Annotated in this window: 25 protein-coding genes and 1 pseudogene; 12 read left to right on the forward strand and 14 right to left on the reverse strand. The window is 68.9% G+C overall.

Going from position 1 to position 26,714, the window contains the following annotated elements; translation table 11 throughout:
* Window positions 1-70 precede the first annotated feature (70 nt).
* From ligD to ACWEKR_RS11090, 3 genes and pseudogenes are all read left to right on the forward strand, one after another.
* Window positions 71-1,012 (forward strand): non-homologous end-joining DNA ligase, encoded by a 942-nt coding sequence (gene ligD / locus ACWEKR_RS11080; RefSeq protein ID WP_452354414.1) that lies wholly within the window; start codon window positions 71-73, stop codon window positions 1,010-1,012.
* A gap of 350 nt (window positions 1,013-1,362) precedes the next feature.
* Window positions 1,363-2,490, forward strand: a pseudogene (locus tag ACWEKR_RS11085) (transcription termination factor Rho, short form); the annotation flags it as partial.
* A gap of 61 nt (window positions 2,491-2,551) precedes the next feature.
* On the forward strand, window positions 2,552-2,884 hold the full coding sequence (locus ACWEKR_RS11090; RefSeq protein ID WP_452354337.1) for a DoxX family protein: 333 nt from the start codon (window positions 2,552-2,554) through the stop codon (window positions 2,882-2,884).
* A 13-nt stretch (window positions 2,885-2,897) separates the two neighbouring features.
* On the opposite strand, the gene ACWEKR_RS11095 is transcribed toward ACWEKR_RS11090, so the two are convergent.
* Entirely contained in the window at window positions 2,898-3,590 is a 693-nt protein-coding gene (locus tag ACWEKR_RS11095; RefSeq protein WP_452354338.1) for a TetR/AcrR family transcriptional regulator, read from the reverse strand.
* A gap of 750 nt (window positions 3,591-4,340) precedes the next feature.
* On the opposite strand from ACWEKR_RS11095, the gene ACWEKR_RS11100 reads away from it, so the two are divergent.
* Genes ACWEKR_RS11100 through ACWEKR_RS11110 form a run of 3 tightly spaced genes read left to right on the forward strand, consistent with a single transcriptional unit; the run spans window position 4,341 to window position 6,035 of the window.
* Complete coding sequence (locus tag ACWEKR_RS11100) at window positions 4,341-4,904, forward strand: ester cyclase (protein WP_452354339.1); 564 nt, start codon at window positions 4,341-4,343, stop codon at window positions 4,902-4,904.
* 35 nt (window positions 4,905-4,939) lie between these two features.
* The gene (locus tag ACWEKR_RS11105) at window positions 4,940-5,203 is read left to right on the forward strand and encodes a hypothetical protein (protein WP_452354340.1); all 264 of its coding nucleotides are present in this window, start codon (window positions 4,940-4,942) and stop codon (window positions 5,201-5,203) included.
* A gap of 22 nt (window positions 5,204-5,225) precedes the next feature.
* Complete coding sequence (locus tag ACWEKR_RS11110; protein WP_452354341.1) at window positions 5,226-6,035, forward strand: MBL fold metallo-hydrolase; 810 nt, start codon at window positions 5,226-5,228, stop codon at window positions 6,033-6,035.
* A 31-nt stretch (window positions 6,036-6,066) separates the two neighbouring features.
* Here the strand turns inward: ACWEKR_RS11110 and ACWEKR_RS11115 are convergent, their stop codons facing one another.
* Genes ACWEKR_RS11115 through ACWEKR_RS11130 form a run of 4 tightly spaced genes read right to left on the reverse strand, consistent with a single transcriptional unit; the run spans window position 6,067 to window position 11,497 of the window.
* Window positions 6,067-6,648 carry a histidine phosphatase family protein gene (locus ACWEKR_RS11115; RefSeq protein WP_452354342.1) on the reverse strand — a complete coding sequence of 194 codons (582 nt, stop codon included), beginning with the start codon at window positions 6,646-6,648 and terminating at the stop codon, window positions 6,067-6,069.
* Between the two features lie 10 nt (window positions 6,649-6,658).
* Window positions 6,659-8,356 (reverse strand): tetratricopeptide repeat protein, encoded by a 1,698-nt coding sequence (locus tag ACWEKR_RS11120; RefSeq protein ID WP_452354343.1) that lies wholly within the window; start codon window positions 8,354-8,356, stop codon window positions 6,659-6,661.
* Between the two features lie 37 nt (window positions 8,357-8,393).
* Window positions 8,394-10,208: a hypothetical protein gene (locus tag ACWEKR_RS11125; protein WP_452354344.1), complete on the reverse strand. Its 1,815-nt coding sequence runs from the start codon at window positions 10,206-10,208 to the stop codon at window positions 8,394-8,396.
* A complete protein-coding gene (locus tag ACWEKR_RS11130) occupies window positions 10,205-11,497 on the reverse strand; it encodes an ABC transporter substrate-binding protein (protein ID WP_452354345.1) in 1,293 nt (430 codons plus the stop codon). Before ACWEKR_RS11130 ends, ACWEKR_RS11125 begins: the two co-directional genes overlap by 4 nt.
* Window positions 11,498-11,712: 215 nt before the next feature.
* Here ACWEKR_RS11130 and thrS point away from each other — a divergent pair, with 215 nt between their 5' ends.
* The 5 genes from thrS to ACWEKR_RS11155 all read left to right on the forward strand — a co-directional run bounded on the left by thrS (window position 11,713) and on the right by ACWEKR_RS11155 (window position 17,516).
* Window positions 11,713-12,987: a threonine--tRNA ligase gene (gene thrS, locus ACWEKR_RS11135; protein ID WP_452354346.1), complete on the forward strand. Its 1,275-nt coding sequence runs from the start codon at window positions 11,713-11,715 to the stop codon at window positions 12,985-12,987.
* A 116-nt stretch (window positions 12,988-13,103) separates the two neighbouring features.
* Complete coding sequence (locus ACWEKR_RS11140) at window positions 13,104-14,444, forward strand: cytochrome P450 (RefSeq protein WP_452354347.1); 1,341 nt, start codon at window positions 13,104-13,106, stop codon at window positions 14,442-14,444.
* A 48-nt stretch (window positions 14,445-14,492) separates the two neighbouring features.
* On the forward strand, window positions 14,493-15,350 hold the full coding sequence (locus ACWEKR_RS11145; RefSeq protein WP_452354348.1) for an SDR family NAD(P)-dependent oxidoreductase: 858 nt from the start codon (window positions 14,493-14,495) through the stop codon (window positions 15,348-15,350).
* Entirely contained in the window at window positions 15,347-16,888 is a 1,542-nt protein-coding gene (locus ACWEKR_RS11150) for a flavin-containing monooxygenase (RefSeq protein WP_452354349.1), read from the forward strand. Before ACWEKR_RS11145 ends, ACWEKR_RS11150 begins: the two co-directional genes overlap by 4 nt.
* Complete coding sequence (locus ACWEKR_RS11155; RefSeq protein ID WP_452354350.1) at window positions 16,875-17,516, forward strand: TetR/AcrR family transcriptional regulator; 642 nt, start codon at window positions 16,875-16,877, stop codon at window positions 17,514-17,516. The genes ACWEKR_RS11150 and ACWEKR_RS11155 overlap by 14 nt, the downstream gene beginning before the upstream one ends.
* A 27-nt stretch (window positions 17,517-17,543) precedes the next feature.
* Here the strand turns inward: ACWEKR_RS11155 and ACWEKR_RS11160 are convergent, their stop codons facing one another.
* From ACWEKR_RS11160 to ACWEKR_RS11180, 5 genes are read right to left on the reverse strand one after another with little or no spacing between them, the layout of a single operon-like run.
* A complete protein-coding gene (locus ACWEKR_RS11160; protein WP_452354351.1) occupies window positions 17,544-17,993 on the reverse strand; it encodes a 2-phosphosulfolactate phosphatase in 450 nt (149 codons plus the stop codon).
* 26 nt (window positions 17,994-18,019) lie between these two features.
* The gene (locus ACWEKR_RS11165; protein WP_452354352.1) at window positions 18,020-19,021 is read right to left on the reverse strand and encodes an ABC transporter substrate-binding protein; all 1,002 of its coding nucleotides are present in this window, start codon (window positions 19,019-19,021) and stop codon (window positions 18,020-18,022) included.
* A gap of 17 nt (window positions 19,022-19,038) precedes the next feature.
* Window positions 19,039-19,380, reverse strand: a complete 342-nt coding sequence (locus ACWEKR_RS11170) for a 4Fe-4S dicluster domain-containing protein (RefSeq protein ID WP_452354353.1) — start codon at window positions 19,378-19,380, stop codon at window positions 19,039-19,041.
* On the reverse strand, window positions 19,380-20,969 hold the full coding sequence (locus tag ACWEKR_RS11175) for an FAD-dependent oxidoreductase (protein WP_452354354.1): 1,590 nt from the start codon (window positions 20,967-20,969) through the stop codon (window positions 19,380-19,382). The genes ACWEKR_RS11170 and ACWEKR_RS11175 overlap by 1 nt, the downstream gene beginning before the upstream one ends.
* Complete coding sequence (locus tag ACWEKR_RS11180) at window positions 20,966-21,928, reverse strand: ABC transporter permease (protein ID WP_452354355.1); 963 nt, start codon at window positions 21,926-21,928, stop codon at window positions 20,966-20,968. The genes ACWEKR_RS11175 and ACWEKR_RS11180 overlap by 4 nt, the downstream gene beginning before the upstream one ends.
* A 358-nt stretch (window positions 21,929-22,286) precedes the next feature.
* Between ACWEKR_RS11180 and ACWEKR_RS11185 the strand changes: the two genes are divergently transcribed.
* The gene (locus ACWEKR_RS11185) at window positions 22,287-23,072 is read left to right on the forward strand and encodes a hypothetical protein (RefSeq protein ID WP_452354356.1); all 786 of its coding nucleotides are present in this window, start codon (window positions 22,287-22,289) and stop codon (window positions 23,070-23,072) included.
* A gap of 315 nt (window positions 23,073-23,387) precedes the next feature.
* Here the strand turns inward: ACWEKR_RS11185 and ACWEKR_RS11190 are convergent, their stop codons facing one another.
* The 4 genes from ACWEKR_RS11190 to ACWEKR_RS11205 all read right to left on the reverse strand — a co-directional run bounded on the left by ACWEKR_RS11190 (window position 23,388) and on the right by ACWEKR_RS11205 (window position 26,704).
* On the reverse strand, window positions 23,388-23,921 hold the full coding sequence (locus tag ACWEKR_RS11190) for a hypothetical protein (protein WP_452354357.1): 534 nt from the start codon (window positions 23,919-23,921) through the stop codon (window positions 23,388-23,390).
* A gap of 103 nt (window positions 23,922-24,024) precedes the next feature.
* A complete protein-coding gene (locus ACWEKR_RS11195) occupies window positions 24,025-24,303 on the reverse strand; it encodes a hypothetical protein (protein ID WP_452354358.1) in 279 nt (92 codons plus the stop codon).
* 316 nt (window positions 24,304-24,619) lie between these two features.
* Window positions 24,620-25,267, reverse strand: a complete 648-nt coding sequence (locus tag ACWEKR_RS11200) for a hypothetical protein (RefSeq protein ID WP_452354359.1) — start codon at window positions 25,265-25,267, stop codon at window positions 24,620-24,622.
* A gap of 300 nt (window positions 25,268-25,567) precedes the next feature.
* Complete coding sequence (locus ACWEKR_RS11205) at window positions 25,568-26,704, reverse strand: 2Fe-2S iron-sulfur cluster-binding protein (RefSeq protein WP_452354360.1); 1,137 nt, start codon at window positions 26,702-26,704, stop codon at window positions 25,568-25,570.
* Between the last annotated feature and the right edge of the window lie 10 nt (window positions 26,705-26,714).

Consider the following 26,714-nt stretch of genomic DNA (forward strand, 5'->3'; position numbering starts at 1 on the left):
GGCGTCGGGGCTGCCCGATCCGCCCGTTTGCTGGAGATATGCTGATGATGTGCTGTCAGCGCCGGCGCCGATGCTGGCCGTCTCCGGACGGCCGCCGCGAGACCGTGGCCGGTGGGCCTTCGAGATGAAATGGGACGGCATTCGCGCCATCGCGCGGTGCCGGGACGGGGACTGCCGGCTCTACAGTCGCAACAATCGCGATCTCAGTGGCTCATTTCCCGAGCTCACCGCGGTGCTCGCGGATCTGGGCGAGCGCGGCGGGCTGATTCTCGACGGGGAGATCGTCGCCCCGGACCCCCAGACGGGGGCGCCGTCGTTCGGCCGCCTGCAGCGGCGGATGCATGTGGTCTCGCCGAGCGCGGAATTACTGCGCGCATTCCCGGCGCAATACTTGGCCTTCGATTTGCTGGCCCTCGGCGAAGTCTCCCTCCTGTCGCTGCCCTACACCGAACGACGTGAGCGCCTGGCGGAACTCGCGCTCGATCGCCCCCTCGCCCGCACCCCGCCCTACTACACCGACATCGACCCCATGGTTCTGATGGACGTCGCCCGCGAGCACGGTCTGGAAGGGATCGTCGCCAAGCGTCTCGATTCCGCGTACTACCCGGGCCGCCGCTCGCCGGTGTGGATCAAGACACCGCTGCGTAAGACGACAGAGGTCGTCGTCGCGGGCTGGCTGCCCGGCACGGGGCGGTTTTCCGCGACGTTCGGCTCGCTCGCACTCGGCGCGTACGACGACCGTGACCAGCTGGTGCACATCGGCAATGTCGGCACCGGATGGAGCATGCCCGATCGCCGCTCCTTGCAAGCCCGCCTGAATGAGCTGTCCCGGCCGGACACTCCGTTCGATGTCCCGCCGCCGCGCGCGATCGCGGCCGCCGCGCACTGGGTGGAGCCCGTTTTGGTCGCCGACATCGAATATCGCGAAGCCACACCGGAGGGCCTGCGCCACCCCAGCTGGCGCGGCCTGCGGCCGGACAAGACGCCGCACGAGGTGAACCTGCCGGAATAGCACCAGTGCCGCACGGACAGCGCCGTGGCACAAGCGCTACGGGCTTCGAATCGAGCACCGGAATAGACCCCCACCATTGCGTGTTGCGTGTGATACCGCTACCGTAGGTGCGGTCTTCATCTTGTGGACGTAGGTGACAACTCCCTCCCGCAAGAGTCCACATTCGCCACGGCGTTCTCGACTGCCGTGCACTCGGGCAGCGTGTCCGGACTTGTACGGATTCCAGTGACACGTCATAGCGGTGCGCGCGCTGAGCGCCATTCCCAGTAGGCGGCATTCACGGCGACCCGCCGACATCCATTCCACTCTCAGGAGAAATACTCATGCAAGACAACGCTGTTCACACAAGAGACGGTGAATCCGGGGAGGACCGGCCGACACCGGTCACCGGCATCCTCGAGATCATCCACAACCACGCCTCCTTGCACGTCGACGGTTACCTGGCCGGACCACACGACGCTCATGTACCGGCGCGTACGGTCCGTGAGTACGGACTACGCCGCGGGGACACTGTCACCGGCGCGATCGGCCCCGAGCGTGACGGCGCCAGACGGGCACCGCTGGTTCGGATCGACGGGATCAACGGCCTGCCACCCGGCAACGCCGCGGCGCGACCACACTTCCCCGACCTGGTGCCCATCTATCCGCAGGACCGCCTCCGCCTGGAAACCGAGCCGCATGAGCTGACCACTCGCGCCACCGATCTGGTCATGCCGATCGGCAAGGGCCAGCGCGCCTTGGTCGTCGCACCGCCCAAGGCGGGTAAAACCGCTGTGCTGCAGTCCGTTGCGCACGGTATCGCCAAGAATCACCCCGAATGCCAGCTGATGCTGGTACTGGTCGGGGAACGCCCGGAAGAGGTGACCGACCTGTCCCGCACGGTGCCTGCCGAGGTCGCCGCCGCGACCTTCGACCAGCCCGCGCACGAACACATCGCGCTCGCCGAGTTGGCCATCGAACGCGCCAAACGCCTTGTCGAAATGGGCCGCGACGTCGTCGTACTGCTGGACTCGCTGACCCGGCTGGCCCGTTCCTACAACTCGGCGGCCTCCGGGTCCGGCCGCATCCTCTCCGGTGGCGTCGACGCGGGCGCGCTCGCGCCGCCGAAGAGATTCCTCGGCGCCGCCCGCAATATCGAGGACGGCGGTTCACTCACCATCATCGCCACCGCATTGGTCGAGACCGGCTCGCTAGCAGACACCGTCATCTTCGAGGAATACAAGGGAACCGGAAACGCCGAGCTGAAACTCGATCGGCACCTCGCCGACCGCCGTCTGTTCCCGGCGATCGACATCGATCGTTCGAGCACGCGCAAGGAGGAACTACTGCTGTCCACCGACGAGCTGGCCGCCACTCGATCCCTGCGCAAGACCCTCGCGGGCCGCAACCCCCAGCAATCGCTCGAACTGCTGTTGACCGGCCTCGGACAGACCGAGACCAACCTCGACTTCCTGACCCGGATCCGCACCGCGAGCTGAGCCGGCGCATCCTGATAAGGCAGCCGCTCGGCTTCGAGAGGTTCTTCGTTGCGGGTCTTCCGTGTGCGCAGGATGTCCAGGCAGACCGTCCGACGACAGTGGTCAGCCAACCGCCGAGATCGACGAAATCGGTGGTGTCGGTGCGGGCCAGACACGACAAGCGGTCCTCACCCCCGGCCATCCCCGCACCAAGGAATGGGCTTACGCCGGGCTCGTCTTCGTCTACAGCGGCGCCGCCGCCTCGCATGTGGCCGCAGGGGACGGCCCCGACAAGTGGGCCATGCCCGTGTTCTTCGCCGCCGCCACCTTCGCCGCTCGCGCCCGGCTGCCCCGAGGCGGCTATGCCGACCAGTGGACGCTGACGGATCGACCGGCGATGGTGGGGCGCGCGTGAGTGCGTCGGCGGTTCAGCCGTTTCGTGCCGAACCGCTGACACGCGCGACGATCGCGTCGAGCGCCAGATCCATCGCGTAGTCGAATTCCGCCTGGCTGTCGAACCGGGCCAAGTACGGAGCAGCCTCGGCCACAGCCGGCAGTCCGGATTGTTCCAGGGTCGTCCGACGGGCGGCGATGCCGGCGGTGTCGCTGGTTCCGTAGGTGGGACCCGCGCTGACTTCGCGCAGCAGAGTGCCGATGAGGGTGGCCAACATCGTCCGCAAGAGATGAACCGCCTCCTCCGAGTCGCACCCCGCGGCGCGCAGCACCTCCAGGACGGCTTGGATCGGCGACAAACCCTCCACTGATCCCAGCTGCCGCGTGAGTACCAGCGCGGCGGCCGCGGGATGCCGCAGAGCGCGATCGCGGAACGCCTCCGCGATGGCGCGCAGATCGCTGCGGAGGTCACCGCTGAGCGCGGGCAACTCGATCGAGCCCAAAAGATGCTCGGCCACCGCATCGAGTAACCCGTCTTTCCCGTCGACGTGGTTGTACAGGCTTTTCGGATCGACTCCGAGCGCGCGCGCGACCGCTCGGATACCTACCGCCCCGACACCGTCACTGCCGATCACGTCGAGGGTCGCCTCGACGATCCCCGCACGGGTGAGCTGTCCCGCGCCTTTCGGAGGTCGTCCGCGGCGCGTCGAGGGAGCTTGGCTGGTCATGTGGTCATTCTGCCGCACGCCTCTTGATTTTACCCACATCGTGGATATAGTGTCGGAGTTACACCAAACCCACATCGTGGATATTGGAGTCCGACATGCGTTTCCCCTGGGGAACCTCCGACGTCGCCGATCTTCGGACCGTCGGAGACCACATCGACACCTTCACCGATCTCGCCCATGCAGACGGCGGCCCGGGCGCGCGCCTACAACTGGCTCGCGCCCGCGCCACGGCGTTCCGCCGAGAGTTCCCGAGCACGGGCACCCCGGACAGCGTCACCACCTGCGATCTGGTGACATTGCCGTATCCGACCCGCTTCGGACTGTTCCGCGCCTCCCGCGCGATCGCGCCGTTCCTGTCGATCACCAACCGCATGCTGGTGATCCGCTGGCACGATTCCGACGGCCACCGCCGCACGCTGCTGTTCGAACCCTCGGACGTCGAACTCGGGCGTCACACACCGTATTTCGACAATCTCGCCCAGCGCACCCCGGCCGTGATCCAACGGCGCATGGTCCGCGAGCACGGCACGGTGCAAGCGCATCTGTCGCGCTTGGGTATCGCGCCCGAGGAGGTCGACTACCTGATGTTCGACCACCTGCACACCCAAGATCTGCGGCGGTGGATCGGCACCACGGCGCATCAGGACGACCTCGGCACCACACCGGCGTGTGGACCAACCCGGGCACCCACCCCACCTTCCATCACGGCCACATCGCCCACGGCCCGCAGCGTTGAGAAAAGAGCAACCGATGTCGTCACGTTTCGCCTTGCCCCCCGAAGCCGTTCTGCGCGCGCGGGAGAAACTCGTTCTCGACCACTTCCACGACGAAGTGGCCCAGGACTGGGACGCCACCCTTTCGACGTTCCCGCATCCGCATTACGAGCTGATCGCGCCGATGGTCGTCCACGACGGCGACGAGGAGGTGCGCGGCTATTATCGCGACACCCGCCGCGCCTTTCCCGACCAAGACCACGAGATCATCGCCCTGCGGCACAGTCACGATGCGGTGATCGTCGAATTCTGGCTACTCGGGACCCATTCGGGGCCGCTCGGAAAGATCCCGCCGACCGGGTCGACCCACCGGACCCGGATGACGGCCTACTTCGTGTTCGACGAGCACGAGAACCTGGTGACCGAACGGATCTACTTCGATCAGCTCACCGTCTTGAAGCAACTGCTGGGCGGACTGGACAAACGCAGTCCCCGCGGCCTGTTCACCCTCGCCCGCGTCCTCGCCGGAGTCGCCGCCACGGCCGGAGACGAACCGGACCCGCGCCTACTGGCCACCACACCGCCCGACCTCGGCGACTGACGCCACTCTCACCCGATAGAACTCAGGAGAAGACCGTGACAATGCGCGCCGCCGCGCAGCGACCGCGGGACAACGCGGCCATCGGCAAGATCGTCTTGTCCTTCGCCGACGCGCACACCTGGCCGCATCCGGCCCCCGATCCGGTGGCCACCATCGAGCTCTGCGACCGCGCCCTCGCCGCCGGATTCACCGTCGGGCAGGAAGGCCGAACCGAATCCGGCCGCGGCGACTCGGGACGGCAGCAACCCGATCCAGGCCATCGACGCCGGCCTTCCTCGGAGACGGTCGGGCGGTCATGACGGTGATGCTGGAGGCATTGGGATGAAGGTCCACCACCTCAACTGCGGCACCATGCGCCCGCTGTGCACCCCCGACGGATTGGTCTGCCATGTCCTGCTGCTGGAAACACCCACCGGTCTGGTGCTGGTGGACAGCGGGCTGGGGCTGCGCGACGCCGCCGAACCCGGCGCCCGGTTCGGGCCCGGCCGCTACTACGTCCGCCCGCGGTTCGACGAGAACGAAGCCGCCGTCCGGCAGATCGCACGTCTCGGGTTCGACCCGCGTGATGTCCGCGATATCGTGCTCACCCACTTCGACGCCGACCACACCGGCGGGCTGGCGGACTTTCCCTGGGCCAGAGTGCATCTCACCGCAGCCGAAGCGGACGCGGCACTGCACCCACGCGGTTTCGTCGAGAAGGGCCGCTACCTGGCTACCCAACGCGATCACCACCCGACGCTGATCGGCCACCTCCCCGGATCCGGCGAGCCGTGGAACGGCTTCGCCGCCGCCCATGAACTCACCGACGTCGCGCCCGGCCTCGTCATGATCGGCCTGCCCGGCCACAGCCGCGGCCACGCCGCCATCGCCATCGATACCGGCAAGCGATGGATCCTGCACGCGGGCGATGCGTTCTACCACCACGGGCAGATCGACGGCACCAGCCGCGTGCCCCGCTCCCTGATCCTCATGGAGCGCTTCATCGCCCACGACATGCCTCGAGTCCGCGCCAACCACGAACGGCTCACCGAATTGTGGACCACCCAGGCCCCTGAACTGCTGCTGGTCAACGCACACGATCCCACGCTGCTTCGCCGCGCCCAGCAGATCGACGCAGGCATCGCGAGTTGAGGTGCCCTACCTCGACGAGGCCTGCAGCGGCTCACTCCGCCAGACCAGGCCCGGTGGCTCGCACGCCGGAGTCCTCGAAGGCCAGCCGGTAGATCGCGGGCATCGGCATCGCCCGGTGGAAGGCCCAGTCCACCTCTCGACATCCGAACCCGATCAATGCGCGCGAGATGAAGGTGCCGTGGCTGCCGATCACGACCGTCCCGCCGCGATGCCGCTGCGCCAGCTGCGTCAGGATCGCGGTGGCTCGCCCGGAGAGCTGTCGCATGCTCTCCCCTCCCGGCCGGGCCCACCCCGGTTCGGCCCAGCTTTCGCGGTAGTAGCGGGCGAAATCGGGAGTCGGGCCGAATCCGGAATCCCATTCACGCAATGCGTGATCCGTGACAACGGGCAGGCCGATGCGACGGGCGAGGGGTTCGACGGTTTGCACCGCCCGCAGGTAGGGGCTCGAGACAATGGCGGTGGGTGCCGCGGCGGCCAGGAAGGTGACCAGCCGCTGCGCTTGGCCTCGGCCTTCGTCGGTCAGCGAGCGCTCCCGATCCCCCGGTCCGCCCGGGCGCGGCAGGAACGGCTGGGCATGGCGGACCAGCACGAGCGTGGATGGCGCGGGGAGCATCAGCCCGCGATCAGCGCGGCCGGTGGGCGTGGTCTTCGACCGACGCGGGCCACTGATCGATGCGCGCGAGCGGGCCGCGGCGGCGAGCGGGGAGGATGCCGAGCAAGCCGCGATCGGCGCGCAGGTCCGAACGCGCTTGCGCCGCATAGTGTCCGGCGTGACGGGCGGCCGGATGCCTGCGGCGTGCTTCGGCCAGCCATCCGGTGGCTTGGCGGACGGCTTCGGCGCGGGTGAGCGGTGGGTCGGCGGGCAGCAGCAAGGTGGCGTGGTCGGGGTCGGCGACGACCGCGGACCCGAGATGTTGCAGGCAGCGGCCGATGCCGGGGTCGTCGTCCAGGACACGGTAGGCGCTCAGCGCGAGCTGCCAGCAGCGCAGGGCTCGGCGGGGTTCGCCGCGGGCCCACCACAGCGCGCCCATGGTCTCGTGGGTCTGTGCTCGCCCGTCGGGATCGACACCGGTGCGGGTGAGGGATTCGGCCAGTTCGAGACGGTCCTGCGCGGCGTCGAGGCGGCCTTGCCGGATGTGCACGACGGCGAGGTTGATCAGAGCGCACACTTCCCCGGCGACGTCGTCGCGCGGCAGCAGCCACCACGCGGTCTCCAATTGATCGGCGACCTCGTCCAGATCCACCGGTGCGGTGGCCAGCCGCCGCAACGCCGTGTGATGTTCCCAGCGGGCGGCCAAGCTCGTCGACAGCCGCCGCGGCCGGTAGCCGCGCGGCCGCTCGTCCAGCCGTCCGGCCCGCAGCAACACCAGGTCGCGGTTCAGCTCGTCGATTCCAGGCAGCGAGCACAGATCGTCGGCCACGCCGGTCTCGTTTTCCCCCGACCCGATGCGCGCGTACCACACGTCCAGGGCATTGCCGAGGCGAATCAGGTGCGCGACCGCCGCCGGGGGAAATTCCCGACCGGGATTCGCGCAGGCGGCCACCAGGGCACGCAGGTAGGGTTCCTCGGTCTCGAACCAGCGGCGAGCGCCCACGGCGAAGCGCCGTGATTCCAGCGCGATCGCCCAGCGGCCCGCGCGGTCGGCGTAGTGCTGCAGCAGCGCGGTGAGCGCCGCGGCCCACTGCGGTCCTGCGGTCACCGTGGGCCGATCAGGGAGTGCGGGCACTCGACGCACGCGGAATCGTTGTGCGCCGTGCTCGGTGACGATCTCCCGGCGGCACAGACCCTCCAGCAGTTTCGCCGCGGTGCGCGCGGAGGGTTCGCGTGCCAGCGGCAACCGCCCCGGCGTGTCCCGGATGGCGTTGAGCACGGCCAGCAGCGCGATGGTTTCGTAGTCGTGCACCGGCAGGTCCCGCAGCACCGCGGCGATGAGGTGCCCGTCGAGCGTCGCGACCCGTCGCGGGGGCGGCGCGGCGGCGCGCGGTCGGTGGTCGGCGAGCGCGGGGCCCGGTTCGACCAGATCGGCGATCAGGTCCATTTCCCGGGCGGTCCGCACTCGGGTGCGATACCCGCGGGCGAACCGGGACAGCGCGTAGACGGCGGCGGCGGCGACGAACAGCACTGACAGCCAGCGCAGCGGCCCGTTGAAGAACTGGACGACGGCGTTCTCGCCGAACGAATTCACCACCAGGGTGCGCACCAACTCGAACAACACCGTGTAGGCGACCAGCGAGGCGGTGCCGAGAAACCCGATCCAGATCGAGGATCGCGGCGTCGCGGTCTGCCCGACCGGTTCGGTGGGTTCGGTCGATGTACTCACCGTCGCTCTCCCTCCCCGCACCCCGGCGCGGCCGTTCTCATCGCAGCACTCCACCGGTCAGGCCCGGCACCACCCACCGCCGCCAGGTCACCAGCAGCAGCGCCACCGGCAGCACGGCCGACACCAGCGACCCGGCGGCCAATTGCGCGGTGTTCTCACCGAATTGCCGCGCCTCGCCCCACAACAGCAGCGACCACGGGCTCGCGCCTGCTCCGCTGACGACGAGCCCGATGAAGAAGTCGTTCCACACCTGGACGAACTCGAGCACCGCCACCGCCCCCAGCGCGGGCCCGGACGAGGCCAGCACGCGCTGGGCGATGGTGCCGGGACTGGCCAGGCCGTGCAGGGCGTCCGCGGCGGCGCTGCCCGGCGGGGCGAGCATCGCGCCGCGCAGCACGAGGATGGCGATCGGCAGTCCGGCGGCGGCGTGCACGAGGATCAGCGGGATTCGGGTGCCCGACAGCTCGTGGGCGTTCACCAGACCGTCGATCGGCCCGAGGTAGGTCTGCGCCGGCATCACCGCGAGCACGACCAGCGCCACGACCGCCACCCGGGCGGCGGTGCCGTTGGGGCGCAGCGCCGCCAGCCGGTAGGCCACCGGCGCGGCCGCGGCCACCACGACCACGGTCACGATCCCCGCGACCCAGGCGGTGGTCTGCAGCGAACGCCACAGCCCGTCGTCGCCCCACAGCAGACCGATGGCCGCGAATCCGAACCCGTCGTGCCCGTGCAACCCGGTATAGGCGAGCACGCCGATCGGGTAGAGCACCAGCACCGAGACCAGCACGATGCCCGCCGCGCGCACGGGACCGACGCGCCTGCGGCCCGCCACCGACATCGCGCGCACCGCCGACCAGCTCGCGCGGTGCCGGCGCACGTCGACTTGCAGCAGCCAGGCGACCGCGCCCACGAGCACCGCCAGCGGCAGCGCGTAGGCGGCCGCGACACCGGGCTCGGCGTCGGCCGACAACCGCCACCAATGCACGGTCGCGCTGTCGACCTGGTACTCGAGTGCCCCGGGCGCCCCGATCAGCACCACGTCGAACACGCGCGCGGCCGCGACGCCGACGGCCAGCCCGGCGATCAGCAGCACCGGCCGCAACAACTCGTACAGCCGGACCGCCAGCGGTCTGCCGTCGTCGCGGTAGAGGTAGCCCGCGCGCGCCGGATCGGCTTCTATCGCGTGGATTCCGGCACGGAACAGCGCGGTGAGGAAACCCAGCCAGGTCCACAGGAACGCCGACCCGAGCATCGCCGCGAGCCACCATCGGTAGAGCCAGACGTCCTCGATGCCCAGCCGGCGCGCGCCGTCGGCGAAGATCACCCGGAACGCCACGCCCGACACGAATGCCGACACTCCGAACGGAACGATCAGCGGCAACCACAGCCAGCGCGCCGAGCGCCCCCACCACGCGATCGCCAGCGCGAGGATCAGCAGCCCGATCGCGAAGGCCACCCACAGCAGCGTGCGCAGGTAGGCGCCGCGATCGTCGGCGGTCATCGTGCCACCCAGCAACCACAGTCCCCCGATCGTGCCGCCGATCGCCGCAGGCCACACCACGATTCGTAGCCAGGGCGCACTCAACCGCCTGCGCAGCACGGCGGGCAGCAGCGCACCGGCCGCGGCGAGCGCGCAGGCGAACACCGTGACCGGACGTGCCCGGGTGGCGATGAGGAGCGTCCACGCGGCGGGCAGCGCCAGGAGCGCGACCGTCAGCACCGTCGCGGGAAGACCCGCCGCCCATCCCAGCCAACGCCGCGGCCGGCCGCCGGGCACGAGCGGCCCGCGCATGCGGCGGGTGGCCAGCTCGATGCGCAGACCGTTGGCGTCGAAATCCGAAGGCCCGGTCATCGACGCCGCCGCTCGACGTCGTCCAGCGCGGCGATCGCGCGGTCGGTGGACTCGGCCACCCGCCGCTGAGCGCCGTCGCCGATCGCGATGAGGAACTCCGTCAGCACCCGCCACAGCCCTTCCCGGCCACCCACCGGACCGATCCGGTCGGACAGATCGAAGGTGCTGCGCGCGGCGAGTTCACGCGCCGAGGGCGCGAGCAACGGCGAATAGTCCGCCTCCGTGCGCAGGTTCGGCGCCAGGAAGCCGCCGTAGCGCTCGATCCACGGCAGCGGAGCGCGTGCGCCGGCCAGTTTCTCGATCAGTTCATCCGCGCGGGGGTTGGCCTGCCGGGTCACCACCATGACGTCGCCGCCGACGATCTTCGGCCGCCCCGATGCGGCGGTCACCGCGGGGAAGGGCACCACGCCCACGGCGTCCTCCACGGTGCGGCCGGAGGCGCGGACCGCGCTGCGCACGATCGGTTCGGCGAAGTCGGGGGCGACGACCGCCGCGGCTCGGCGGTGCTGGAACACCTCCCGGACGGCGTCGGAGAACTGTCTGGTCAACGCCACGCCGACGCCGCCGGGGAACGCGTGCCGCTGCCCCCACAGCACGCCCAGGTGCCCGAATGCGGCGCGCACCGCGGGGTTGTCCCACTCCCGGCTGCCTTTGGACGCCAAATCGTCGTAGATGCGCGGGGATTCGGCGAGCAGAACGTTTTCGAAGAAGTCGGTCAGCGCCCATCCGTCGGCGGCGGCCAGCGCGAGCAAGCGGATCGGGCTCTGGGCGAGCACCTCCATCCGGTCGACCCAGTCCCCGAGCGTCCAAGCCGCCGGCGCACCGAGGCCGTAGCTGTCGAACTGCTGCCGGTCGAACCACAGCAGCGACTTGTCGGCGGCTTTGAACGGCACCCCGTACATGCGCCCCTCGGAGCGGAGCAGCACTTGCCAGGGCTGGGCGTAACGGCTGCCGAGTTCGTCGGTCCACACCGTGTCGGCGACGGGCCGCAGTTTGTGTTCTCCAGCGAGTTCACGCACCCGTCCCGCCTGCGGAAGCAACACCACATCCGGCGCGGACCGCCCGCCCGCGGTGAACGCGGTGTCGGTGTTGTCGCCGAGAGGGATCACCTCGATCGCGAAGCCGAGGTCCAAGCCGTCCAGGACGGCGTGGAAGGCCGCCAGTTCCTGACCGCTCCAGGACACCCCGACGCGCACCGCGTCCGAGCTGCCCAGCAGCAGGTCCGGCGCGCACGCGGCGACCAGCGGGAGGAGCGTTCCCGCTTGCAGCACCGCTCTGCGTGTCCCCATCGACCCCCGATGTCATTGCGTGCCAATCGAACCCGATTATGCGCGAAAGCCGTCGCGTGGATGGGCGCTTCGCGATCTTCGCCGTTTCCCGGAAAAACCCGTGCGTGACCGCGGCGGACTCTGCTACCGTCGCCCGCGTGAAGCGCGCTGCTGTGACGACGACGCCGGAATCCGTCCCGGCGCGCTGATCCACGTCTGTCCGAGCCCCGGGGCGAGTGCCCCGGGGCTTCGTCTCGTGGTCACTCGCCCTTCTCGACGAGGAGACCACCATGCCCGACCATCGCACCCTCGGCCGTGCGCTGAACCTGTTCGACACCGACCCGCTGATCGGCTCCGGCCTGCCGTTCTGGCTGCCGGACGGCGCGACCGTGCGCCAAGCGTTGGAGGATTACCTCCGCGCCGCCGAACGCCGCGCGGGCTACCGCCACGTCTGCTCGCCGGTGCTCGGCAAACGCGAACTCTACGAAATCTCCGGGCACTGGCGGCATTACCGTGACGACATGTTCCCGCCGATGGACATCGGCGGTGAGCAGGTGGTGTTGCGTCCGAGCCTGTGCCCGCACCACGCGCTGCTGTTCCGTTCCCGCGCGCACAGCTATCGGGAGCTGCCGTTGCGGATCGCGGAGCTGGGCGGCATGTATCGCTCCGAATTGTCCGGCGTGCTGGGCGGGTTGACCCGGGTACGCGGAATCCAGCTCAACGACGCGCATATCTTCTGCACCCTCGATCAGGTAGCCGCCGAGGTCGCCGGTGCGCTGGCGATGATCGCCGACGCCTACGCCGCACTCGACATCCGTGCCGCCCGCTACCGGTTGTCGCTGCCCGGTCCGGGTGGCAAATACGTTGCCGCACCGCTCTTATGGGAGCGGTCGATCGCCCTGCTCACCGCTGCTCTGGACGAGTGCGGCCTCAGCTACGAAGCTGTGCAGGGCGAGGCGGCGTTCTATGGGCCCAAGATCGACGTGCAGGTCCGCGACAGCGCGGGGCGAGAGTGCACCTTGTCCACCGTGCAGGTCGATTTCCATCAACCCGAGCAGTTCGACTTGCGTTATACCGGCGCCGACGGCGCGGCGCACCGGCCGGTCATGGTGCACCGCAGCATCGTCGGCAGTATCGAGCGGGCCGTGGCCCACCTGATCGAATGCCACGGCGGCCGCTTCCCGGCCTGGCTGGCGCCGACCCAGATCGTGGTGCTGCCGGTGACCGAGGCCCAGCAGCCGGCCGCCGCGCACCTCGAGCGCCGCTGCCGTGACCTCGGGCTGCGCGTGGTGGTGTCGCCGCCGGATCGCGGCAGCCTCGGTGCACGCATCCGGGATCACCGCTTCATGCCGTATCAGGCGATCCTCGGCGCCGAGGAGGTCGCCGCCGGCGAGGTGGCACTGCGTCTGCGCGACGGACGCCGCATCGCCTCGCTGCCTGCCGCCGAAGCGCTCCGGCGCATCGGCGCCCTGCTCACCGTCCACAGCGCCGAACTGTGGGATGTCGCATGAGGACCCCGCCGACGGTGGCCGGTGCGCCCGATTGTCCGATGTAACCCTTGTCACATCTGGTACATGAGCGTACCGTACGAGTGGTACATCGGAGTACCACACGAGGAGGTGGGCGCATGCCCGCTGTGCGACGTCCCGACGGGCCATCCAGCCCGCCGATCGTGCAGAACCTGCGGATACTGACCGGACGCACCCGGACCTGGCGCCGCATGCACGACCGTTACGGATCGGCCTTCCGCATCCAGATGCCCCGATTCGGAGACTGCGTCGTGCTCGCCGAACCGGCCGAGATCAAAGCCCTGTTCACCACGAGCACCGATCTCGTCGACAACATCGACGTCAACCTCGGTCAGTTCCTCGGACCCGGATCGCTGTTCGCGCTGACCGGCGCCGAGCACCGCAAGCAGCGCAAACTGCTCACCCCGCCGTTCCACGGCCGTAGGCTGGCCGTATACGAATCGCTCGTCGAAGAGGAGGCGGTCCGCGAGATGGCCGACTGGCCGTCGGGCCGCGAGTTCGCGACCATGGACTCGATGATGCGGATCACGCTGAACGTGATACTGCGCGCGGTCTTCGGCGCCGAGGGCGCGGAATTCGAGGAATTGCGCCGACTGCTGCCCAAACTCGTCCTGATCGCCTCGGCCCTCGCCGCGGTCCCGGTTCCCCGGCGAGCGCTGGGCAGATTCGGTCCCTGGGCTCGCTTCGCGGCCTACCGCCGCCGCTACGACGAGATCGTCGACCGGCTCATCGACCGCGCCGACCGCGAAGGGGTGGACGAGCGCGACGACGTGCTGGCGATGATGCTGCAGGCGCGCTACGACGACGGCACGGCCATGTCGCGCGGTGAGATCGCCGACGAACTGCTGACCCTGCTCACCGCCGGGCACGAGACGACGGCGACGACGCTGTCGTGGACGATCGAGCGGCTGCGCAGGCACCCGGATGTCCTGCGCCGCTTGGCCGCCGAAGCCGATGCCGGGGGTTCGCAGCTGCGCGAGGCGACGCTGCTGGAGGTGCAGCGCGTACGGCCGGTCATCGACATGACGTTGCGCCAGGTCCGGGCCGACACGCTGCAATTGGGCCGATGGACCTTGCCCAAGGGCCAGAAGATCGTGGTCAACATCCGGTTGATGCACGACAACGAGGACCTTTTCCCGAACGCCCGCGCCTTCGACCCCGACCGGTTCGTCGGCGTCCGGCCGGGCACGTTCAGCTGGATCCCGTTCGGCGGCGGCAGCCGCCGGTGCATCGGCGCCGCGTTCGCCACGATGGAGATGAACGTCGTGCTGCGCACCCTGCTGCGGGACTTCACGCTGGAGCCGACCGACGCCCGCGACGAGCGCACACACTTCCGCGGCGTCGCACTCGTCCCGGCCGGGAAGGGCCGCGCCGTGGTGCACCGTCGCACGCCGCGTCCCGAGCGAACACTCGACCGTGCCGTCGAGGCGAGAGCATGAGCGAACGGTTCGCCGATCCCATCCGCACGCGCGAAAGCAGGAGCACCGATGCCCCGCACCCGTAGACCGCTGTCGGGCCGCCCGGTCATGATCACCGGCGCGGCCTCCGGCATCGGCCGCAGTCTGGCCCGATTGTTGTCCGGCACCGGCTCTCCCGTCGCGATCGCCGATATCGATGCGGTCGGGCTGAAGGAGACCGCGTCCGCACTGACCGGCCCGGTGCTCACCCGCGTCCTGGACGTGCGCGACGCCGCCGACCAGTCCGCTTTCGCCGACGAGGTCCGCGACTGGCTGACCGCGCCACTGGCGGCAGTGTTCAACAACGCCGGTGTCGCGATGTCCTCCTCGGTGCTCGACGCCGTCGCCGACGACGACGAATGGCTGCGACGGATCGACTTCGACGGGGTCGTCAACGGCACACGCGCCTTCCTGCCCATCCTGGTCGAGCAGGATCACGGCGTGATCGTCAACACCTCGAGCGTGTTCGGGCTGCTGGGCATGCCCAATCAAAGCGCCTACTGCGCAGCCAAATTCGCGGTGCGCGGGTTCACCGACGCCCTGCGCCAAGAGCTGCGCGGCACCGGCGTGTCCGCGGTGAACGTCCACCCCGGCGGCATCAAAACCAACATCGCGCGCAACGCCCGCGTCCGCAAGGACCCCGAGGGCCGGGGCCGGACACACGAGCAGATGGCCGCGGAGTTCGAGACACTGGCGCTGACCACACCGGAGAAGGCAGCCCGAATCATCCGCCGCGGAGTCGAACACGGCAAGTCCCGGATCCTGGTCGGTCCCGACGCCTATTTGTTCGATGCGTTGGCGCGGGTGACGCCCACCCACTACTACGGTCTGGTCGCGCTGCTGGAGCGCCGCCTGCGCGCCCGCGACGCGAAAGGGGCGCGGGCATGAGCGAACACCTCGACGTCCTGATCGTCGGCGCCGGGCTCTCCGGCATCGGCGCGGCCCACCACCTGCGGGCGGCCTTCCCGCACCGCAGCTACGCGATCCTCGAGGCGCGCGACACCCTCGGCGGTACCTGGGACCTGTTCCGCTACCCCGGCGTGCGCTCGGACTCCGACATGCACACCCTCGGGTACCGATTCCGCCCGTGGACACAAGCGGAAGCCATCGCCGACGGGCCGGCGATCCTGCGCTACATCCGCCGGACCGCCGCCGACGCCGGGATCGACCGGAACATCCGGTACGGGCATCGGGTGATCGAAGCGTCTTGGTCCAGCACCGAGTCACGCTGGACCGTGCTGGCCGAACACGACGGCGGCACGCGCGAACTCACCTGCGACTTCCTGCTCGTGTGCAGCGGCTACTACCACTACGACGAGGGCTACACCCCGCAGTTCGCCGGAATCGGCGACTTCCGCGGACAAGTGGTGCACCCGCAGCACTGGCCCGAGGATCTCGACTACACGGGCAAACGGGTGGTCGTGATCGGCAGCGGCGCCACCGCGGTGACCCTGGTGCCCGCGCTGACCGACCATGCCGCGCACGTGACGATGCTGCAACGCTCCCCCAGCTACATCCTGCCGGTGCCCGCACGAGACGCCCTGGCCGACCGGCTGCGCGCTCTACTGGGACCGAAACGGGCCTACACCGTGGTCCGGTGGAAGAACGTCCTGGTCAGCACGGTGATCTATCAGCTGAGTCGGCGACGTCCAGCATTGATGCGAAAATTCATCCGCAACCTGACCGTCAAGCAACTACCGCCGGGCTACGACGTCGACACCCATTTCAAGCCCGTCTACCAACCGTGGGATCAGCGGCTGTGCCTGGTGCCGGACGCAGACCTGTTCCGCGCGATCCGCGGCGGCCGCGCCTCGGTGGTCACCGATCGCATCGAACGGTTCACCCCGACCGGGCTGCGCCTGTCCTCCGGGCGCGACCTCGAGGCCGATGTGGTGGTGACCGCCACCGGCCTGCGCCTGCTCGCGCTCGGCGGCATCCGGCTCACGGTGGACGGGCAGCACATCGCGTTGCCGCACACCATGGCCTACAAGGGGATGATGCTCAGCGGAGTGCCGAACTTCGCCTTCACCATCGGCTACACCAACGCCTCCTGGACCTTGAAAGCCGATCTGGTCAGCGAATTCGTCTGCCGGCTGTTGCGGCACATGGACGCGGGCGGCTACCGGCAGACCACTCCGTGGCCGGACTCCACCGTGACGCCCGCACCGCTGCTCGACTTCCAGGCCGGGTACGTGCTGCGCGACATCGACCGATTCCCCAAAGCGGGCTCCCGGGCTCCGTGGCGGCTGGGCATGAGCTACGCCCACGACGTGCTCGCCCTCCGCTACGGCCGCATCGACGACGGCACCATCCGCTTCACCCGGGGCGGCGCGCCGTCCGACGATCACCACACCGTGGCATCGGGACACGACAGGCGCCCGGCCACGGGTTCGGGCCGGGCACGAGGAGCCGATGGGAGTAACTAACCTGACTCTCGTGACCCGCGCCGCGCCCGCATCCCGCACCTCCGCCGACAACGGCTCGGATTCGGGGTTCCGCCGCCGCCTGCTCGACGCCATGGCCATGGCGGTGCGCGAACGCGGCTACCAGGACACCACCGTCGCCGACGTGGTCCGCCACGCCCGCACCTCGCGGCGCACGTTCTACGAGCACTTCACCAGCAAACAGGACTGCTTCATCGCCCTGCTGAGCGAGCACCACAAGGAGATGATCCAGCGGATCGATGCCGCGGTCGACCCGCACATGCCCTGGCGTAGCCAGGTGCGTCAGGCCATCGAAGCGTGGATACGGGTCGCGCGTGAAGAACCGTCCTTGACTCTCAGCTGGATCCGCGTCGTCCCCGCACTCGGCGAGGACACCCGGCAGTTGCAGCGTGAGGTCGGCGAGGCGTTCGTGACGTTGATCCAGAAACTCGCCGACACACCGGAATTCGCCGCCGCCGGACTGCGGCCGCCGTCACGGCAGGTCGCGACGATCCTCTTCGGCGGTTTCCGGGAACTCATCGCCACCACCGTGGAGGACGGCGACGACATCGCGGGGATCGTCGACGTGGCGGTCGAATCCGCGGTCGCGCTGGTCGGACCGCACCGCTAGCACCCACTCGACGGTGACCGCCGCGGTTCAGCGACTTGCGTCGGCGAATGCTCCGTCGGTCAGCACCGGCACCACCTGGCTGCGCTCGATTTCGATGGCCACCGCGACATCCTGCGCGAACCCACCACCGGCGAGTTCCCGGCCCGAGGAGCAGTCCCGGATCAGCGCCGCGACGTCGGCGATTCCCTCGTGCGCCACGGCGGCGGCATGAGCTTCCGGAGACAGCGGTCCGGCTCCCAGACGCGCCAGCGCCGCGGCGACCGCCCCTGCTCCCAGCCAATCCTCCACCGCGGGCCGCAGGTCGGCGCGGCCGGGCCATTGCTCCCCGGCGGCGATCACGGCGACCGGCTGCTGCGCGCTGCCCCATCCTCGCCCGGCGATCCAGCCGGCGACCGCGTTCGCGTTGCGCAGACACGCGGCGATGACCGGCACGCCGCCGACGGCGGCGGAGATGGCCGACCCGTTGGGTGAGGGCACGCCCGGCTGACCACCCGTCCACCCGTTCAGCCCTGCTGGGTCCGGTCCGGCCGGTAGAACCACTCCTCCAGACCGAAATCCTCCCGGATCTTCTTCTGCTCCACGAGGAACTGCTTGGTCCCGGTCAGCAACTGGATGCCAGACGGCGCGAAGATCTCGTCGGGGATGTAGCTCTGCCGCGCGGTGGCGCGCACGACCGCCTCCGGTGACCTCGACTGAGCCACCTCGTAGTTCACGTAGTCATCCCAATGCTGCTTCGCATACCGGTTGGCCTCACCGATCACCGACTGCCACGCGGCACCGAACCGCGGATGGCTGTCGAGGAAGTCCTGACTGCTGACCGAGGAGCTGGTGCCCGCCAGATCGGGATGGTTGTCCTGAACCGAGTCGACCTGGTGGAAACCCTTGGCCAGGAACGCGTGGAAGAACGACGACGGGTTCACATCCGGCAGCGCGACCGCCGCGACATCACCGCCGTTGAGCGGCGCCTCCGCGTCGGTGGCCAGCAGATGCACCAGCTGCGCCTGGATTCCCTCGGCCTTCAACGCACCCTGCAGGTAGCGGTCGATGTAGGAACCGGACTGCACGCCGATCTTCTTGCCCGCCAAATCCTTCAACGTCCGGATCGACGGATCCTTCGCCACCACACCGGCGTTGTAATTCACCGCGGCGATGGCCGGCAGCCGCGTCTGCAACCCGCTGCCGCGCGCGACCAGGGCGGGCGTGTCGCCGTAGGTGGCGACATCGAGGCGGCCGCCGACCAGCGCCTGATTCAGGTCGGGTCCGTTGGGGAAGCTGTAGACCTCGATGTTGTCCACGCCCAACGGCTTCAACGCGGGCAGCAGGGCGCCGCGTTGATGGGCGAAGCCGACCGGACCGGTGAGCACGTTGCCGGTGCCGATGGTGCCGATGCGGAGGGTCTTGATCTCGGCGCGGGTCGCCGAGCCCGCGTCCTCGCTCCCACAGCCGGTGAGCACCAGCAGCAGGGCCGAAACGACGGCGGGCACGATCAGCCGGACAATGCGCATGATTCGCTTTCGTTGGTTCAGAGTTCGGACAGCCGCGGCGGCGGAGCGCCCTGCGGCAGGCGCGGTCCCACCGCGACGAGGCTGCCGGGCTTTCGGCCGCGTCCCCAGCCGAGTTCCTTGCGGTAACGGCCGATGTGCTCATCGCGGACCGTCTCGTGATCGGCCAGCGGCGTCGCCTCCGGATCGACGTACAGCGCGTCCATGGGGCAGTAGGCCTCGCACATGAAGCAGGTCTGGCAATCGGATTGCCGCGCGATGACCGGGATTCCGCTGTCGGTGCGGTCGAAGACGTTCGTGGGGCACACGTCCACGCATTTGTCGCAGGCGATGCAGTCGCCCGCGCGCAGGATCTCGATCATCACGCCACCGCCAGGGTGCCGGAGGCCGCGGCCGTCGCCGTCCACACTTCGTCCAGCCCACCGGACAGGATGTGGTGATGCTGCTTCGGATCCTGATCGGGGTGGTCGGCGCGTTTGCTCATCCCGCGCGTCTCCGTGCGCGCCAGCGTCGACCGGTACATCAACCGCCCCACCGCGGTGATCGCGGCGGCCTGCCGGGCGCGCACCCGCTCGTCTCCGGTGCCGCCGCCCAGACCGAGCGTGGCATGCTCCCAGACGTTGTCCAGCTCGGCGAGCGCGGGCCGGATCCGGTCGCCGTGGCGCAGGTAGTTCTTCTCGAACGGGATCAGTTCCCGCTGCGCGGCCTCGACCACGTCCTCGGCACGGATCGACGCACCGCTCTGCGGGCGCAACCCCGTGCGCCCGGCCCCATGCAGATCGGCAGCCCGAGCGCGAGCCGTGCGCAACGCGAACGCCGCCGCGCCACGGCCTGCCCAACTGCCCGACGACATCGCCCACGCCGAGTTGTGGCTGCCGCCGCCGGTGAACCCGCCGCAGATCCGTTCCCTGGTCGCCGCGTCCCCCGCCGCGTACAGGCCCGCCACCGTGGTGGCGCAGTCGTCGTCGACGACATCGATGCCGCCGGTGCCGCGGACGGTGCCCTCGGCCAGCAGGTCCACCTCGAACCGGTCGGTGAACGGGTCGATGCCGCGCCGGTCGAACTGCAGGAAGAAGTTCGGCTGCCCCAGCCGCATCTGTGCCTGCACCGTCGCGTCGGCGCGATCGAGCTGTGCGAACACCTTCTCCCGCAACAGCGTCCGCGCGATCACCGAACGCCCCTTGGTCGAACCCGCGCCCTCGAGCACCCGCCCGTCCTCGTGGAAGAACGTCGCGTATCCGTAGTAGGCGGTCTTGGTGATGGTCGACCCCTTCGGCACGATCGCGTAGGCGTTGGAGAACTCCATGCCCGAGAAGCGAGCTCCCGCCTCCGCCGCCATCAGCGCGCCGTCACCGGTGTCGACGTTGGTGCCCAGCGCCCGGGACAGGAACGCGCAACCGCCGGTCGCGAGGACCACGGCACCGGCCACGACGCGGTAGTCGCGGTCGGCCTGGCGCTGGTAGCCCGCCGCGCCGCGCACCACGCCGTCGTCGTCCACCAGCAATTCCAGCGCGGGCGAATGGTCGAGGATGCGCACCCCGACCCGTTTCAGCCACGCCCGCATCCGGCGCATGTACTCCGGCCCCTGCACACCGGTGCGGATCTGCTCGCCGGTGGCGGGGTCCACCGGGAATGGATAGCGTCCCTCCACCGCGAGCCGATCCATGTTCGCGTAGGTCGGATCGAGCACCCGGTCCATCCAGTAGTGATCGGCCAGATGACCGCCCAGCGCCTCGCGACTGGCCTTCGCGTTCGCCCGCGCGGTCGCTTCCGGCGCCACGTACCACACGCCGGTGCCGGACGGGGCGGTGGCGCCGCTGGTCCCGCAGTAGCCCTTGTCCACCACCGTCACCTCGGCGCCTGCCTCGCGGGCATGGATCGCGGCCCAGCAGGCGGCAGGCCCGCCGCCGATCACCAGAACGTCGGTGCTGATCTGCAACGGTTCACTCATGCTTCTGCTCCTGTCGGTGCCTCGGGATTCACGCCGAGTGCGAGCAGCAGCCGGCGGCGGAGCGCGGAGAATGCGGGGTCGACCACCGACCGCGGACGGGCGACGGTGATGTCGAACTTCCCCTCGTATCCGGTGCGCCAGGACAGGAACCGGTGTTCCAGCACGCGCACAACCAGGTCGGTGAGCAGCCCGAGCACCGCGTAGATCACCAGGACCAGGAAGATCTGGTCGGTGCGCAGGAACTCCTTGGCATCGTTCATCAGGAAGCCGAGCCCGACCGGCGTGGTCTGCATCTCCGCGACCACCAGGGTGAGCCAGCCGATGCCCAGCGCCTGCCGCAGTCCCACGAAGATCTGCGGCAGCGCGCCGGGCAGGATGATCTTCGTGGTCAGCTCGAATCGATTGAGGCCCAGCGATTCCGCGGCCTCCACCAGCCGCCGGTCCACGCCCCGAATCCCGGCCAGCACGTTCAGATAGATCGGGAAGATGGGTGCGACGATGATCAGCGCGATCTTGAACGAATCACCGATGCCGAACCAGATGATGAACACCGGCACCAGCGCCAGTGTCGGCAGCATCCGTAAAGCCTGCAGCGGGCCGTTGACCAGATCCTCGGCGATCCGGAACAGTCCGGCCGCCACACCGCACACCAAACCGATGCCGATACCGATCACCAGCCCAACCGCCACCCGCCGCCCGGAGGCGGCCAGATGCTGCCAGAGCTCACCCGAACGGATCAGTTCCCATCCGGCCTCGATGACCTCGGTCGGCGCCGGGGTGGTCGTGCCGAGCCAGGATCGGGCCCCGAGCTGCCAGATCAGCACCGCAAGAATCAGTCCGGAGGATGCTCGGGTCAGGCCCAGCAACTTACGGGTGAACGGAGCCGGGTTTTCGGTGGTCGCCGCCTCGGCCGGACCGGAAGATGGCGCCGATGTGATCGGATCCAACTGCAATGTCATCGGACACAGTCCTCACACGAGAAGTACTGTCCCGAACAGTAAGGTGCGCGACCGGTGCGCAGAATGATTGCGATCAGCGCGACCTGAACCCGCGACCGTGTCGACCCCGACGGTCTGCGCTCGAAAGAGTCGCCGAGCATCGGATGCGGGTCTCCGACGGCGGCGAAGAGGGTCCGGGCCGCCCCTCGCCACCCAGCGTGTCCTGTCCCATGCCGGGATTCCGCAGCGCCGCGCAGACGCCCCTTCTGTAGGCAGAAACGCCAGGTGGGACTCGAATCACCTATGAGGTACCGATGCGGCGGATCTACCTACGACTCTTAGCCTTGCCGGACCTAGCGCCGTTGAGAAAGTCACACCGATGGTCAGCATCACCCGAACCGCAGCTTGGCTGGGCAACCACTTCGCACCGTTCATCACCACTTCCCTTCCCGGACGAACGGCCGGATCGACAACGTTTCCGGCCGCGGCATCAGCCGTCTACCCTCAGCTCACGCCGGAAATCCATCTGCCATTGACCACGCGAATGCTGCTGTACGGCGATGGCTCCACCACGCTACTTCTCCAGCAGATCGCGGGATCGACCATCGCAGCCGACGTACTGCCCTCGCGCACCATCGATGCCGACGAGCTCCGCTTCTCCTGCTCGGTCTTCGACGACCCGGCCATCAGTACGCTCAGGGTGCGACACACCAGATTGCGGGATGTGGCTGGGAATGTCCTCAGCGAAAATCTGATCACCTACCGGGAAGCCGACGAGTCGACGCTGATACCTCCGGACGGTGTTCCGTTCGGGATCCATATCCGTCGGCTGGGCGCATTCGAACGCAGACGCATCTTCGCCACCGGCGTGACGTGTCATCCGTTCGGCCTGTTTCCCGCAGCCGCCGCAGCGCGCGTGTACGAGATCGTGTTCTCGACCCAGCAGAGTGTGCTCGTGCACGAAGTCTTCAACCCCGCGGTGGTCGGCACTCGAACTCGGGGTCACCGCAGGTCCACACCGATCGTCATGGCACGCACGCTCCGCACTTCGGGTGTGGGCACCGGCCTGCACGGCATCGGCGGCCATGTATCCGCCGCGCTCGGAGTGAGGCCGCATCGGATGCCGTCGGAAAAATCGAGCCAGATTTCGAACGCGGCACCCTGAAACGGGACGCACTTGCCGGGAAAGCCTCGACAAGTGCGCTCGCCCTATTCCGGCCCCAACTGCCCTGGAAGGCGACTTCCGCTCGGATCGAGCCAGCCCGCGACCGCTCTCCAGTCATCCGGTGTCATCCGCAGCGTCACGCTCTCCGTCGAATCGGCACAGGTGATGTGCATGCGTCGACGCTGATCGGAATCCGACAGCAGCAGGCTTCCGCAGCGTAGGCAATTGACCTCGATCACGATTCACCCATTCGTCGGTAGATGCACATCGTCGTCGTCACCGGAATCGGCGACTATGCCAAGCAGCCCCGCAACGTCATCGAAGCCCGCTGCGCGCCGAACCCGCTGCCGAGGGAAACCGGAGACGCCGACGCCGTACCTCGTCCACCATTTCCGCGTAACCCTCACGCACCTCGCCCAAGTGAAACCACGCCCGATGCCGTATCTCCACATCCTCGGAATGCACGACCGTCCACCACGCCTCGGCATACACCTCGGCGAGGTGGCTCATCACCTCACCCAGCGAGTGGGTGTGCATGCGCGCGCCGCTGGCACACGGCAGAGTGCGGAGGGCCCATGCGTCCACTGCGGCAACGAGTCGATCGATTCCCGCGCGCACCTGCTCGCCGTCGAATCCTTGTCGTCGTGGGGCCTGAGCGAGTCGGAAAGGCATGAGCTCGGCATGGAGGTCGCCGAGCTCGCGTGCCCACGCGACGAGGGAGAACCGGCTGGTGAGGCGACCGGAGATCGCGAGCAACAGTTCCCCGGGCTCCAACAGAGTCGCCATCGCCATCGATGGCGACAAGTCGTCGGTCCGGTCGTCCACCGAGATACCTCCGTTCACGTGCATCGCTCACCCCCTCGGCTATCAGCCTGATGCTCTAAGGTGCCGCCACACATCGGTAGCGTCGATGCGGACGAGCCCCGGCCACCTACGAGCCCTGCGCGAATGCTTACGGCGCACTCACCGCCGACAGACCACGAGCGGCCGCAGGCGGCAGGCCGAGGAAGACGTCGGCCTCGCCCAGCCGTGACGCGGAGCAGCTGAGCGCGAATGTTCCACCCCCGGGAATCGACGCTCTCGTCCGCGAACGGCCAGCGACGTCGAACGCGCGAACCCGGGAGCCGACCCGCTCGGGCACAACCCGGCCGTCACGCAGGGCGAAGCCGTGCTCGAACAGCATCCCGGCCATGGAGGCGCGGGTGCCGCCGCTGGTGCCGGGACCGGCCATGAAGTAGCCGATATCCGGCCGAGGTCGACAGCCAGCTTCTCGAGCGCGGTCGCGTTCCGAGCGGCCAGCACGGGCGCGGCGCCACGGGCGATCAGGCTTCGGCGGTCAGGGCTTCGGCGGTCAGGCGGCCGGTGTACCCGGTGGCGTCGAACAACACGATCTTCGCGCATTGGCAGTCACCCATGTTCTGGTCGACAGCTCTCGTCGCATGGACGACTCGAGTGCACCCTTCCAGGGTCGCGCGTGCCGGTCGGGTGACCGCGTAGCCGACTCCACGGCGGCCGCGCGCCGCGAGAGCGTCAGCGCAGGCGCCCGATCAGCAGCTCACCTCCCCCACCGCTGCCTTGTCGAACGACACGTGAACGTGGTCGTAGTGATTGGCGGTCGGGCTCCCGCGGTCTTCCAGATACGACCAGCCGTGGCCATCGTTGTACCGCTGCCGCCAGATCACGTAGGTCACGCCGAAGCGCTGCTGATTGGCGAGTACGAAATCGGCGATCGCGTCGCCGCGCGCGGAGTCGGGTGTCATGAGGTCGAGCGCCAAGCCGGCGCCGTGGTCGCCGTCGCTGCGACCGATGGCGCCGCCGATGTCGGTGAGGGCGAATGTCTTCTTCAACAGGTTGCCGACCTGTGCGACGTGCGGCCGAGTGCCGGCCAGGTCTGTAGAACACGGGACCGGCGGCGGGGGTGGGGGCGGGTGCTGTACGGCTGCTCTGGCCGATGGTGGTGGTTGCCCGGCAGCAGCCGCGCCTGCGACCGGCTCAGGCGCCGCCGGCGCGGTGGTGGTGACCGTGCCCGTAGCGACGGGCGCGGACGGCGGCGAATGGACCGCCGCGGCGTGCTGCGTGACCTGGCCCGGCCGCATCAGCGCCCACGCCACGACAGCGACGCCCGCCGCGATGCCGCAGACGGCCAGGAGAACAAGTCTCCGGGCATCGGTTCTTTTGCGGTGTTGACCAGGCATGATGTCGCTTACCGGTTACTGTCGAGAATAGGTCACCGATACATTACGAAATGGTCGCGGAAATGTCACGCCCAACCGTCCACGCGTCACACCCATGGCCGATGGACACCCAGCGCCCGCTCATGCCATGGCGAACAGCAGCGCGGCGGAGACATGCCCGGTGCCCGTGACGACGCGTGGGGATGCCGCACTGCGGCCGAGTGAGGAACCACCTCGCCCAGTGCCTGCCGGAGCTCTACAGCCAGTTCAGTGCTCGAGCCGGGAGTTGCCCGTCCGGCCGAGAACCGACCGCCTCGAGGGTCACAGTTCGAGCTCCACATCGCTGATCGGATACGCCACACACGAATGGGTGTAACCGAATTGCGTATCGGAAAGCCGCAGTTTCGCTTCTTCGGCGGTATGCACCTCACCCTTCAGAATCCGCACCCGGCACAGGCTGCATTCACCGGATCGACAAGCGGCTTCGGGACGAATGCCGTTGTCCTCCAGCGCATCCAGCAGCGGCCGGTTGCGAGGGGTGCGGAAGGATACGCTCCCGGCGGTAACGGTGACCTCCGCCGCCGGATCGACGTCGGTGGGCCAGTGTGACCGAACGGTCGGGTCGGTGGGTGCGCCGTTGGCCTCGAAACGAATGCGCTTGCGCGGATGGCCGAGCGCCGTCAGCTGTTCCAGAGCGTACGGGTACAGCGCCTGGGGACCGCACACGTAGACCATCCGACCGTCGAGTTCGCCCGCCAGCAGGGCGATGGTGTCTGCGGTGAGCAATCCGGTGGCCCCGGTCCACCCGGTACCGGGTTCGGCGATGACGTGGTCGACGTCGATGCCGGGGTGCGCGGCGGCGATCTCGTCCAGCTCCGGACCGAAGATGATGTCGGTGGCGTCGCGGGAGCCGTAGACGAGGTGAAACGTCCGGTCCAACCCGAGTTCGGTGATCTCACGAATCATGCTCATGGCCGGGGCCACGCCGGAGCCGCCCGCGAGGAACACCACGTCAGTGCCATGGAACAGCGGGTTGTGATGGAAGGTGCCCATCGGTCCGGTGGTGGTGAGCACCTGACCGATCCGGACGGTGTCGAGGAGCAGGTTGCTGACGCGCCCGCCGCGGACACGACGGACGGTGAGGTCGTAGTGGGTCAGCCGGGCGGGGCTGGAGGAGATGGCGTATGGACGGCTGGTGCCGTCGATGAAGACGTTGACGTACTGGCCGGCCAGGAAGGGCGGCAGCTGAATCTTGTCGAGGCCTTCGAGTCGGATCGTTTTGGTGGAGGCGGTCTCGTCGACGATGTCGGTGACTGCCAGACGGAGGCGTTCGGGATGGTAGGCGTCGATGGTGGCGCGCGTTTCGGCGAGATGGTCGCGGGTGTCGGGGACGCGGGTAGCGATCTCCGCGAGGATCTCCGCCGCTCCGTCGAACCGTGTGGCGAGTGGGTGTCTCATGAGTCGTCCT

It is taken from the genome of Nocardia sp. NPDC004573, from assembly GCF_053602135.1.

Bases quoted from the DNA above. Each gene is read 5' to 3' on its own strand.
- ligD (WP_452354414.1), top strand. From the start codon at position 71: ATGCTGGCCGTCTCCGGACGGCCGCCGCGAGACCGTGGCCGGTGGGCC.
- ACWEKR_RS11095 (WP_452354338.1), bottom strand. From the start codon at position 3,590: ATGACCAGCCAAGCTCCCTCGACGCGCCGCGGACGACCTCCGAAAGGC.
- ACWEKR_RS11100 (WP_452354339.1), top strand. From the start codon at position 4,341: ATGTCGTCACGTTTCGCCTTGCCCCCCGAAGCCGTTCTGCGCGCGCGG.
- ACWEKR_RS11110 (WP_452354341.1), top strand. From the start codon at position 5,226: ATGAAGGTCCACCACCTCAACTGCGGCACCATGCGCCCGCTGTGCACC.
- ACWEKR_RS11115 (WP_452354342.1), bottom strand. From the start codon at position 6,648: ATGCTCCCCGCGCCATCCACGCTCGTGCTGGTCCGCCATGCCCAGCCG.
- ACWEKR_RS11125 (WP_452354344.1), bottom strand. From the start codon at position 10,208: ATGACCGGGCCTTCGGATTTCGACGCCAACGGTCTGCGCATCGAGCTG.
- ACWEKR_RS11130 (WP_452354345.1), bottom strand. From the start codon at position 11,497: ATGGGGACACGCAGAGCGGTGCTGCAAGCGGGAACGCTCCTCCCGCTG.
- ACWEKR_RS11140 (WP_452354347.1), top strand. From the start codon at position 13,104: ATGCCCGCTGTGCGACGTCCCGACGGGCCATCCAGCCCGCCGATCGTG.
- ACWEKR_RS11145 (WP_452354348.1), top strand. From the start codon at position 14,493: ATGCCCCGCACCCGTAGACCGCTGTCGGGCCGCCCGGTCATGATCACC.
- ACWEKR_RS11150 (WP_452354349.1), top strand. From the start codon at position 15,347: ATGAGCGAACACCTCGACGTCCTGATCGTCGGCGCCGGGCTCTCCGGC.
- ACWEKR_RS11155 (WP_452354350.1), top strand. From the start codon at position 16,875: ATGGGAGTAACTAACCTGACTCTCGTGACCCGCGCCGCGCCCGCATCC.
- ACWEKR_RS11165 (WP_452354352.1), bottom strand. From the start codon at position 19,021: ATGCGCATTGTCCGGCTGATCGTGCCCGCCGTCGTTTCGGCCCTGCTG.
- ACWEKR_RS11170 (WP_452354353.1), bottom strand. From the start codon at position 19,380: ATGATCGAGATCCTGCGCGCGGGCGACTGCATCGCCTGCGACAAATGC.
- ACWEKR_RS11175 (WP_452354354.1), bottom strand. From the start codon at position 20,969: ATGAGTGAACCGTTGCAGATCAGCACCGACGTTCTGGTGATCGGCGGC.
- ACWEKR_RS11180 (WP_452354355.1), bottom strand. From the start codon at position 21,928: ATGACATTGCAGTTGGATCCGATCACATCGGCGCCATCTTCCGGTCCG.
- ACWEKR_RS11185 (WP_452354356.1), top strand. From the start codon at position 22,287: ATGGTCAGCATCACCCGAACCGCAGCTTGGCTGGGCAACCACTTCGCA.
- ACWEKR_RS11190 (WP_452354357.1), bottom strand. From the start codon at position 23,921: ATGCACGTGAACGGAGGTATCTCGGTGGACGACCGGACCGACGACTTG.
- ACWEKR_RS11195 (WP_452354358.1), bottom strand. From the start codon at position 24,303: ATGGCCGGTCCCGGCACCAGCGGCGGCACCCGCGCCTCCATGGCCGGG.
- ACWEKR_RS11200 (WP_452354359.1), bottom strand. From the start codon at position 25,267: ATGCCTGGTCAACACCGCAAAAGAACCGATGCCCGGAGACTTGTTCTC.
- ACWEKR_RS11205 (WP_452354360.1), bottom strand. From the start codon at position 26,704: ATGAGACACCCACTCGCCACACGGTTCGACGGAGCGGCGGAGATCCTC.